We start from the raw sequence: 9,912 nt of genomic DNA, 5'->3' as shown, positions 1-9,912 counted from the left end.
GGCCCCCCCCCCCGCGCCCCCCCCCCCCCCCCCCCGCCGCTCAGGGGGTGAGCACGAGGCGGATCGGGTCGCCGATCTTCTTCTCCAGCCGGGCGACGGCGTCTGCCGCTTCGGCCAGCGGAATGTGGGCGCTCACGGACGGGCCGAGGTCGATCCGTCCGGCGGCGGCCAGGCCGACGAGCTGCTCCACGTGCTCCGGTTCGGAGCCGTAGTGGCCGCGGATCTGCTGGACGTTGAAGCAGAAGCCGATGCTGTCGGCGACGGTGACCGGTTCCGGGGTGAGGCCCGCGAGCACCAGGACGCCGTTCGGGCCGAGCACGCTCGTGGCCTGCGCGCGCGCCGCCCCTACGCCCGCGAAGTCGAAGGCGACGTCGATGCCGCGGCCTGCCGTGGCTGCGTGCACGGCCTCGGCGAAGTCTCCGGCCGTGGGGTCCAGCGCGTGGTCGGCCCCGAAGAGGAGTGCGCGCTCACGAGCCGAAGCCAGGGGGTCGACGGCGATGACGGGGGCGGCGCCCACCAGCCGGGCAAGCCGGATGCCGTGGGCGCCGAGGCCCCCCGCCCCCCAGATGCCCACGGCCTGCGCCGGGCGGACCGCTCCGGTCTCCACGATCGCGGCGTACGGGGTGGAGACGGCGTCGGGGATGATCGCGGCCTGGTCGAACGGCAGGTGGTCCGGGATGGGGAGCAGGGTGTCCTCCCGGGCGAGGGCGTACTGCGCCCAGCCTCCGTCGTAGTCCACCCCGCGGGTCACGGGCCGGCGGCAGACCATGTGGCGCGCGCAGTCGACGCACTCGCCGCACGCCTGACCGGCCTGGAGCACGACCCGCCTGCCGGGGGTCCAGTCGCCCTTCACTTCGGGGCCGACGGTGTGGACGACGCCGGCCACCTCGTGGCCAGGGGTGATGACGCCGGATTCCGTGACCGCCTGCACGGGATAGAAGGGGCTCAGGCTGCCGTCGATCAGATGGATGTCGGACAGGCAGACACCGGCGGCCCGCACCTCGACGAGGACCTCACCCGGACCGGGAACCGGGATCGGGACCTCCTCGACGGCGAAGGTTCGGGTGTCCAGGCGCAGCCGTCCGGCCAGCATGGTGTTCATGCGGAAACCTCGATGTGCTCGGGGAGAGAAGCGCGCATTCAGCTCATGCGCACGACATGGTCGAGTGACCATGTCGCTCAACCGTGTCTGGTGACGAGATCGACTGTCAAGCCGCTTCTCGGGGACGTTCGAGGGGTGTGTGGAGTTCCGCCGGATGACTGTGTCTCTCAATACAGTCAGTCGACATGTTCACTCGACAAAGTCGTGTGTACGTTGGGGAGCGACTGCTGGAGTGAAACGAAAGGCACGCTCATGACTCAGGTGTCCGTAGGTGCGGCGCGGGCGATCCCCGAGCGCCCCCCGCTGCCCCTCGTAGGCCACGCGTTCAACCTCCCCGCGGGTGCGGACTTCCTGGCCCACCTGCTCAAGGAGTTCAGGGAGTTCGGGCCCGTGTATCGCCTGCGGGTCTTCGGGAGGGACACCGTCATGATCGGCGGCCTGGACCTCGTGACCGAACTCTCGGACGAGACCCGCTTCCGCAAGCACGTCCACGCCGACCTGGTCGAGGTCCGGGCCATGGCCGGGGACGGACTGTTCACCGCGTACAACCACGAACCGAACTGGCGCAAGGCGCACGACATTCTGATGCCCGCGTTCTCGCTCGGCGCGATGCGCAGCTACCACGCCCCGATGCTCGAGGTCGCCCGCTCACTGATCGGGAAGTGGGACCGGCTGGCCGGGGTGCAGTCCGTGGATGTACCCGACGAGATGACGCGGCTCACCTTCGACACGATCGGTCTGTGCGGCTTCGGCTACGACTTTCGGTCCTTCCGCCGCGACGACCTGCATCCGTTCGTCGACGCCATGGCCCGGGCCCTCGTCTTCGCCCAGGAGAAGGGCGAGTCCATCCCGGGCTCCGAGCTGTTCAAGCGGAAGAAGGTCGACCAGTTCCGCAAGGACGTCGACCTGATGACGGACCTTGTCGACGACGTGATCCGCGAGCGCCGGGCCTCCGGCGACACCAGTACGGACGACCTCATGGGGCTGATGCTGCACACGAAGGACCCCGTCACCGGCGAGCCCCTCGACGACGTCAACATCCGGCACCAGGTGATCACCTTCCTGATCGCCGGCCACGAGACCACCAGCAGCGCGCTCTCCTTCGCCCTGTACTACCTGACCAAGCACCCGGAGGTGCTCGCCCGGGCCCAGGCCGAGGTGGACGCCCTGTGGGGCGACACCGAATCCCCGGACCCCCAGTACGGGGACATCGGCAAGCTCACGTACATCCGCCAGGTGCTCAACGAGAGCCTGCGGCTGTGGCCGACGGCTCCCGCGTACGCCGTCGAGCCGATCGAGGACACCGTCATCGGCGGCAAGTACCCCGTGCGCAAGGGGGAGTCGCTGATGGTGATCACCTCGGCCCTGCACCGTGACGCGGCCTGGGGCGAGAACGTCGAGCTGTTCGACCCCGAGCGCTTCACCCCCGAGCGGGAGGCGGCTCGCTCGGTCCACACCTTCAAGCCGTTCGGCAACGGCGAACGCGCCTGCATCGGCCGCCAGTTCGCACTCCACGAGGCCACCCTGCTGCTCGGTCTGCTGGTGCACCGCTACCGCCTGATCGACCACACCGACTACCAGCTGAAGATCAAGTCGACACTGACGATCAAGCCCGAGGGATTCAGCCTGCGGCTCGCCCGGCGCACCAGCGACGAACGGCGCCTGCCCGCCGCGCAGACGGCGGATCCCGTCGCGGTCCCGACCACGGCCGTGACGCGACGGGCGAGCGGCACCGCCCTCACCCTGCTGCACGGCTCCAACCTGGGCACCTGCGCCGGCATCGCCCGCGACCTCTGCGTGGACGGCGAGGAGCATGGCTTCACCCCGTCCGTCGCCTCCCTCGACGCCCGCGCGGGAACGCTGGCCGGCACCGAGGGTCCCCTCGTCATCGTCGCCGCCTCCTACAACGGCCGCCCCACCGACGACGCCGCGGAGTTCGTCGCCTCCCTGGAGAACCTCGCGCCCGGCTCGCTCGTCGGGCTGCGGTACGCGGTTCTCGGCGTCGGCGACCGGAACTGGGCCGCCACCTACCAGCGGATCCCGACGCTGATCGACGAGCGGCTGATCGCCGCCGGCGCGGTCCCGCTCCTGAGGCGTGGGGCCGCCGACGCCGCCGGAGACTTCGCCGGCGCGGTCGACACGTGGACGGACGACCTCTGGAGGGCCCTGCTGGAGGAGTACGGCGAGGCGGTCGCCGGCGAGGCGGCTGTCCCCGCACCGGCGGCCGACGGTGAAGGAGGAGGGCTGTATGAGCTGGAAGAGACCTCCGAGTCGGTCCTCGGCGGCCTCGCGGAACGCCACGGTGTCCTGCCGATGGAGGTCCTCGAGGCGTACGAACTCGTTGACACCGAGCATGAGTTGGGGCGCTCGAAGCGATTCCTGCGGCTCCGGCTGCCCGAGGGTGTCACCTACCGCACGGCCGACCACCTGGCCGTCCTGCCCAGCAATCCCGAGCCCCTCGTGCAGCGTGTCGCCGACCGCTTCGGCCTCGACCTCGACCGCACCGTCCGGCTGCGCGCCCGCCGGCGCAGCCGGGGCGCCCTGCCTGTCGACCGCCCGCTGACCCTGCGCCGCCTGCTGACGGACTTCGTCGAACTCCAGGACACCGCCACCCAGGAGCAGGTCGCCGTGCTCGCCGAGCACACGGCCTGCCCGCCCGAGAAGCAGCCGCTCACCGCCTTTGCCACCGCCGATCCCGAGGTCTTCCGGGAGCAGGTGACCGTCGCGGGGCTGAGCATCTTGGATCTCCTGGAGCGCCACCCCGCGTGCGAGCTGCCCTTCGCACGCTTCCTGGAGATGCTGCCGGTGCTGCGTCCCCGGCACTACTCGATCTCGTCGTCCGCCGCGGCCCGGCCCGGCGAGGCCGACCTGATGGTGTCGCTGCTCGCCGCGCCGCACCGGTCGGGGGAGGGCACCTTCCGGGGCATCGCCTCGCACTTCGTGCAGACGGTGCGGGCGGGTGATGTGATCCAGGGCCGGGTTCTGCCGTGCAGTGAGTCCTTCCGCCTCCCGGACGACTCCGTACCGGTGATCCTCATCAGTGCGGGCACCGGCCTCGCGCCCTTCCGTGGCGCGGTCCTCGACCGCCACCACGCCGGCTCGACCGGGAAGCTGCTCTGCTACTTCGGCTGCGACCACCCCGATGTGGACTTCCTGCACCGGGACGAGTTCGAAGCGGCGGAGGCGGCCGGCGCCGTCAGCATGCGCCCCACCTTCATGCACGCGCCCGAGAACGGCGCCCGCTTCGTCCAGGAGCGCATCGCCCGCGAGAGCGAGGAGGTGTGGGCGGTCCTTGAGGCGGGTGGACGCGTCTACATCTGCGGCGACGGCCGCCGTATGGCCCCCGCGGTACGGGAGGCGTTCATGGCGATCCACCGCGAGCGCACCGGCGCGAGCGACGAGCAGGCCGCGGCATGGCTCGCCGCGCTCGTCGGATCCGGACGCTACGTCGAGGACGTCTGGGCCGGCTGACTCTCACGAGGAGGCAGAAACGGTTGTGGGCGCACCTGTCCGGGTGCGCCCACTGACTGTTCTCGCGCCCTGTCAGGCCACCGGTACGTCGGGGAGGTCGAGGTCGCCCTTGGCCAGTGCCACGGTCGCCGCCACGAGCGCCCTGAGACCTGTGCGTTCCGTGGCCTCGTCCGGCAGGCACAGCAGGACCTGCATGGTGAGTCCGTCGAAGCCGGAGAGGAAGAACCGGGCCACCGTCTCCGGCGACTCGGCCAGTTTCTGCCCCGTCCGCTCCGCCGTCTCCGTGATCACCTGTGCCGTCACCTCTATGACCCGCCGGTAGTGAGCCTGCCGGGCCTCGCTCAGACCGGGCACACGCAGCGCGAACATGGTCAGCTCGCTGAGCAGCTGATGGTGCGACCCCGGCTCGCGCACGGTGCCCCACAGTGCTCCCGCCAAGGCGCTGAACGTCTCCTCGAAGTCCGCGTCCTCAGGTGCCGCCCGCTGCACCTGAGCGACCAGCTCGTCGGTGATCTCGTCCATGACCGCCCGGTACAGGTCCTCCTTCGTCCCGAAGGTGTAGTGGACGGTGGCCTGAGCCACGCCGAGTTCCGCGGCGATGGCGCGGGTGCTCCCCGCGGCGACGCCCTCGCGGGTCATGAGGTCGATCGCCGCCTTGATCAACTGGGGGCGGCGCTCGGCCGCGGAGACATGAGCCATGCGCCCATGGTATCGACTCAGTCGACCGATCAAGTCGGCTCGCGCGAAGCCTCCGGCGCCGGGCGGGCGGACCCGCTGCCCGCGGGGAGATCCTGCTCGGCCCAGATGACTTTCCCGTCGCGCCGGTGCCGTGCGCCCCAGCGAGCGGTGAGCTGGGCCACCAGGAGCAGGCCGCGACCGCCCTCGTCGAAGGTCCGGGCGCGGCGCAGATGCGGGGCGGTGCTGCTGGCGTCGGAGACCTCGCAGGTCAGCGTCGACTGGAGGACCAGCCGCAACTGGATGGGGCTCTTGCCGTAGCGGATCGCGTTCGTCACCAGTTCGCTGACGACCAGCTCCGTGGTGAAGTCCAGCTCCTCCAGCCCCCACGCCGTCAGTACGTCGGACGCGAACGCGCGAGCCCCGGCCACGGCCGCCGGATCGGACGGGAGGTCCATCGTGGCCACGTGGTCCGGATCGAGGGCATGGGTCCGGGCGACGAGCAGGGCGACATCATCGGCCGGGCGGCCGGGCAACAGCGCGGCCAGCAGCCGGTCGCAGGTCTCCTCCAGCGACGCCGGCGCGGAGGCGAGGACTTCGTGCAGCGTCGTGAGCGCGAGGTCCAGGTCGCGCGAGCGGTCGGCGATCAGCCCGTCGGTGTGCAGGACCAGCAGGCTGCCCTCCGGAAGTTCGAACTCGGCGGTCTCGAAGGGGAGTCCGCCCAGACCGAGCGGCGGGCCGACCGGCACCTCGACCACGCCGGAGGCACCGGTGGCCTCTCCGGTCGTCGAGGGGGCCACCACGGTCGGCGGGATGTGGCCGGCGCTGGCGAGGGAGCACAGGCGGGAGACAGGATCGTAGATCGCGTACAGGCAGGTGGCGCTGGTCTCGCCCTCGTCCCGCGACTCCTCGCGCTGCATCCGGATGACCACATCGTCCAGATGCGTGAGGAGTTCATCGGGCATGAGATCGATGTCGGCGAAGGCCCGGACGGCCGTGCGGAGCCGACCCATGGTGGCGGCGGCGTGCAGGCCGTGGCCGACGACGTCGCCGACGACGAGCGCGACGCGGGCACCGGACAGCGGAATCACGTCGTACCAGTCACCGCCCACACCTGCGCGGGATCCGGCGGGCAGGTAACGAGAGGCCGTTTCGACGGCCGACTGCTTCACCGTGTGCCGCGGCAGCAGGCTCTGTTGAAGGGTCAGCGCGGTGGCACGCTCGTGGGTGTACCGGCGGGCGTTGTCGATGGACACCGCCGCCCTGGAGACGATCTCCTGCGCCAGCAGGAGGTCGTCGCCGTTGAAGGGGACCGAGGTGCTGTGGCGTACGAACTGCACCAGACCCAGGGTGTGCCCGCGGGCGTGCAGGGGCACGAGGAGAGCCGAGTGGACGCCGAGGGCGCGCAATGCCCGGCCGTGGGGCTCGGACGGTGCCATCCACGGGGGCGTCTCGGCACCCGTGATGTGGTGGAGGACGGACCGTCCGGTCGCCAGTGCACGGGCCGGTTCCGAGTCCTCCGGGTAGGAATGTGTCTCACCTACGCGGAGCAGGGACTCCGGACAGCCGTCGAGGACGGAGCGCTGGGAGACTCGGTGCAGCGTCGGGACCTCCGGTGAACCCGTGCCGGTTCCGTGCAGGGCGGAGTCGAAGAGGTCGACGGTGACGAAATCGGCGAAGTCCTCTGTGCAGACCTCGGTCAGTTCCTCCGCGGTACGGGTGACGTCGAGCGTGGTCCCGATCCGCTTGCTCGCCCGGTTGGTGAGGGCGAGCCGGCCCTGCATCAACAGGTCACGCTCCTCCATGTACGCGGCCACGACCTCTTCCGAGGACCGGTCCACGTAGGTGAAGCCGATCGAGACCAGCCTCATCGTGACCAGGTGGATGAGGTGCCAGTCACCGGTGAGCCGGGGCGCTTCGGCCTCCATCAGTTCGAGCATGCTGAGGTGGCCGAGCCGGTAGCCACGGAGCAGCCGGCTCAACGAGATCCCCTGCCGGGCGTAGAGGCGGCCTATGTGCAGTGCGGCGGGAGGAGTCTTCGACGCGCTCGCGTCAGCAGGGGTCTCCAGCAGATCGAGAAAGGCGCTGACATGCTGGGTCGTCTCTTCGAGGGTCAGCGCCGCGATGTCCGCCTCCTCCGACAGCTCGGGGAGCTCACCGGTCAGGCGCTGGAGCTGCAGTCCGGCCAGCGTTCTCACCTGGGGCCGCAGATGGCGGGCCAGCTGACCAAGGAACGCATCGACGTCGGTTCCCATAGTGCGAATGTACGGGAAGCCTCCGGCGCGCGCCCCTTGGACCACGGCGGGAAACTTGCTCGCGCGTCAGCCGCCGCGTACCTCGTTCACCGCCGCGTGCCCGGTCCGTGCGGACCGCTCCCACGGACGTGCGCTACCGAGCCATCCGAGGAGGAAGGCCGCTGGGACGGAGACAACGCCGGGGGTGTGGAGAGGGAACAGCTCGAAGTCCTGGTCCGGCAGTAGCGAGTAGGCCGTCCCGGACACAGCGGGGGAGAAGAGCGTCAGCAGGACGCAGAGGGACACACCTCCGTAGACCAGCCACAGCAGCCCTCGGCGGTCGAAGCCGCTCCAGAGGAAGGAGTAGACGAGCGTGGGGAACACACACGTCGCGGCCAGGCTCAGGGAGAACGCGAGAAGGAATTCGATCGGGTAGCGGTGCACGGTTGTGGTGAGGAGAAGGCTCACGGCGCAGATCGCGACGACGGATATCCGCAGGACGGTCGGCTCTTCGATCCTGAGCAGGGTGCGGCCCTTGTGCCCGACCAGGTCGCGGGTCACGGAGACGGCGGCGGCGAAGGTCACGCTGGCCACGGCTGTGAGGACGGCGAGGAAGGCGACGCAGGCCACCAGCGTGATGAGCACGATCCGACCCGTGGAGTGATCGGGCAGGACACCCGATGCCAGGAGGATCGGCGCTCCCTGTCCCAGAGCGTCGACCGCCCCGATCTGTTCGCTGCCCACCACCGCGGTCGCGGCGAAGCCGGTCGTGATCAGCAGCAGGAAGAAGAGACCGCTCAGTCCCACGGCGATGCTCAGTGAGCGCCGGGCGGCGGGCACGTCCCGGCTGGCGCTGACGCGCAGGATCAGGTGGGGCATCATCGCCGTGCCGAGGATGACGACGATGTGGTCGCTGACCGTGCCGAGCGGCCCGACGTGGGCGGATTGCGCCCACAGTCCGGGGCTGAGGTACCCGTGCGGTGACACGCTCTTGTCCATGGCTGCCGACAACAGGGATGCGGGGTCCCAGTGGAACCGGCGGAGTGCCAGCAGGGTCGTCGCGGCGAGCGCCGCCAGGGCGACGGGCACCTTGGCGACCTGTATGAAACTGGTGCCACGCAGATCGGCGACGCCGGCGAAGCATGCGATGAGGCACCCCATCATCACCGTGCACACCACCTGGGCCGTCTCGGTGGGCATGCCGATCAGCAGGGCGGCCGTGATGCCGCCGGCGCGCAGCTGGACCATGAGCAGAGGCACGGCGACGCACAGTGTCACCACCGCACCGGCGATCCGCGCACCCGGCCCTTCGGCACGCAGTGAGAACAGCTCGCCCAGGGTGTAGCGGCGCGTCTCGCGAATCCTGGGGGCGAGCAGAAGGAAGACACCGAGTGCGAGGGCGCTGTCGACGGCGGCCGAGACTCCGTCGTAGCCGAAGAGGGCGATCGCTCCGGGCATCGAGACCAGAATGACGACGGTGATCTGTTCCCCCGCCATCGCGACGCCGTTGAACACAGGCGGAAGGGACCGGTCGGCGACGTAGAGGCATTCGGGATCGTCGTCCTGGGTGGCGAGGGTGAAGACCCACAGCAGGCAGAGGCCGATGAAGACCAGAAAGGCGCTGATGACCGCACCCCGTGCGGCGGAGCCTATGAGGTCGGGCGAGCCGGCGCTCAGGAGGTACGTCGTCACCACGTGCCCCCGGATGCGGCCCGGTTCTCGTACCAGCAGGTCGCGCCGATGAGGACGGCGAGCTGAGCGAGTGCCCACGCCATGCCGAGGGTGAGACGTCCGTACACGGAGATCTCGCCGAGCGACGTGGAGCACGAGAGCAGCACGCCGATGGCGAGCGGCAGCGCGTTGACGGTGATCAGCGTCCGTGTGTCACGGGGTGTGCGCTGAGGGGATGCGGAGGGCACGGTAACTCTCTTCGAGGGGAAGGAAGGCGTACACAACGGGGGGTGGGATGCGAGTGGTGCTGATGAGCCGTCAGGCCGGCGCGCTGTCCGGGCCGGTCACGTGAGTGCGCGCTTGAGGCCCATTCCGGTGGGGGCATGGGAAGGGCCTCGACGATCTCCATCAGGCGCGGGGACTTGTAGCCCGCCATCTGCTCCCGATCGGGAGGTGGGACAGGTTGGGGCAGCTCAGCGCCACCTTGTCGCCGGGCCGGACGCCCCGGTCGACGAGCAGGCCGGCCACCCGGTTCGCGGCGGCGTCGACCTGGGCGTAGGTGAGACGGGTCGGGCCGAGGACCACCGCGTCCCGGTCCGGGTGCGTGCGGGCGGAGTCCTCGAGCAGGACAGAGAGGATCAGCATGGTGTGTCCTCTGGGAGGCCGGGGGCCCGCGCGGGGGACGAAAAATACTGAGGGGCGCGCTGCGGTGGGGTGGTGAGAGGGGGTTGACACTAGTGACAAACTGCGAGAGAGCGG

Annotated in this window: 7 protein-coding genes; 1 reads left to right on the top strand and 6 read right to left on the bottom strand. The window is 70.2% G+C overall.

Annotated features, from left to right (window positions below):
- Positions 1-40: 40 nt before the first annotated feature.
- Complete coding sequence (locus ACFW9D_RS36285; RefSeq protein ID WP_384629438.1) at positions 41-1,102, bottom strand: zinc-binding dehydrogenase; 1,062 nt, start codon at positions 1,100-1,102, stop codon at positions 41-43.
- A 252-nt stretch (positions 1,103-1,354) separates the two neighbouring features.
- Here ACFW9D_RS36285 and ACFW9D_RS36280 point away from each other — a divergent pair, with 252 nt between their 5' ends.
- Positions 1,355-4,573: a cytochrome P450 gene (locus ACFW9D_RS36280; RefSeq protein WP_384629435.1), complete on the top strand. Its 3,219-nt coding sequence runs from the start codon at positions 1,355-1,357 to the stop codon at positions 4,571-4,573.
- Positions 4,574-4,645: 72 nt separating this feature from the next.
- Here ACFW9D_RS36280 and ACFW9D_RS36275 read toward each other — a convergent pair whose 3' ends face one another.
- From ACFW9D_RS36275 to ACFW9D_RS36255, 5 genes are all read right to left on the bottom strand, one after another.
- Entirely contained in the window at positions 4,646-5,272 is a 627-nt protein-coding gene (locus tag ACFW9D_RS36275) for a TetR/AcrR family transcriptional regulator (RefSeq protein WP_384629433.1), read from the bottom strand.
- Positions 5,273-5,301: 29 nt separating this feature from the next.
- Entirely contained in the window at positions 5,302-7,503 is a 2,202-nt protein-coding gene (locus tag ACFW9D_RS36270) for a SpoIIE family protein phosphatase (protein WP_384629430.1), read from the bottom strand.
- Between the two features lie 66 nt (positions 7,504-7,569).
- A complete protein-coding gene (locus ACFW9D_RS36265) occupies positions 7,570-9,174 on the bottom strand; it encodes a transporter (RefSeq protein WP_384629427.1) in 1,605 nt (534 codons plus the stop codon).
- Positions 9,171-9,401, bottom strand: a complete 231-nt coding sequence (locus ACFW9D_RS36260; protein WP_384629424.1) for a hypothetical protein — start codon at positions 9,399-9,401, stop codon at positions 9,171-9,173. Before ACFW9D_RS36260 ends, ACFW9D_RS36265 begins: the two co-directional genes overlap by 4 nt.
- Positions 9,402-9,561: 160 nt before the next feature.
- Positions 9,562-9,798 (bottom strand): AMP-binding protein, encoded by a 237-nt coding sequence (locus ACFW9D_RS36255; protein WP_384629422.1) that lies wholly within the window; start codon positions 9,796-9,798, stop codon positions 9,562-9,564.
- Between the last annotated feature and the right edge of the window lie 114 nt (positions 9,799-9,912).

The organism is Streptomyces sp. NPDC059524 (genome assembly GCF_042749255.1).
GTDB classification, from domain to species: domain Bacteria; phylum Actinomycetota; class Actinomycetes; order Streptomycetales; family Streptomycetaceae; genus Streptomyces; species Streptomyces xanthii.
Note: the sequence above shows the minus strand (reverse complement) of the source record. Positions and strands in the feature narration are given on the sequence as shown.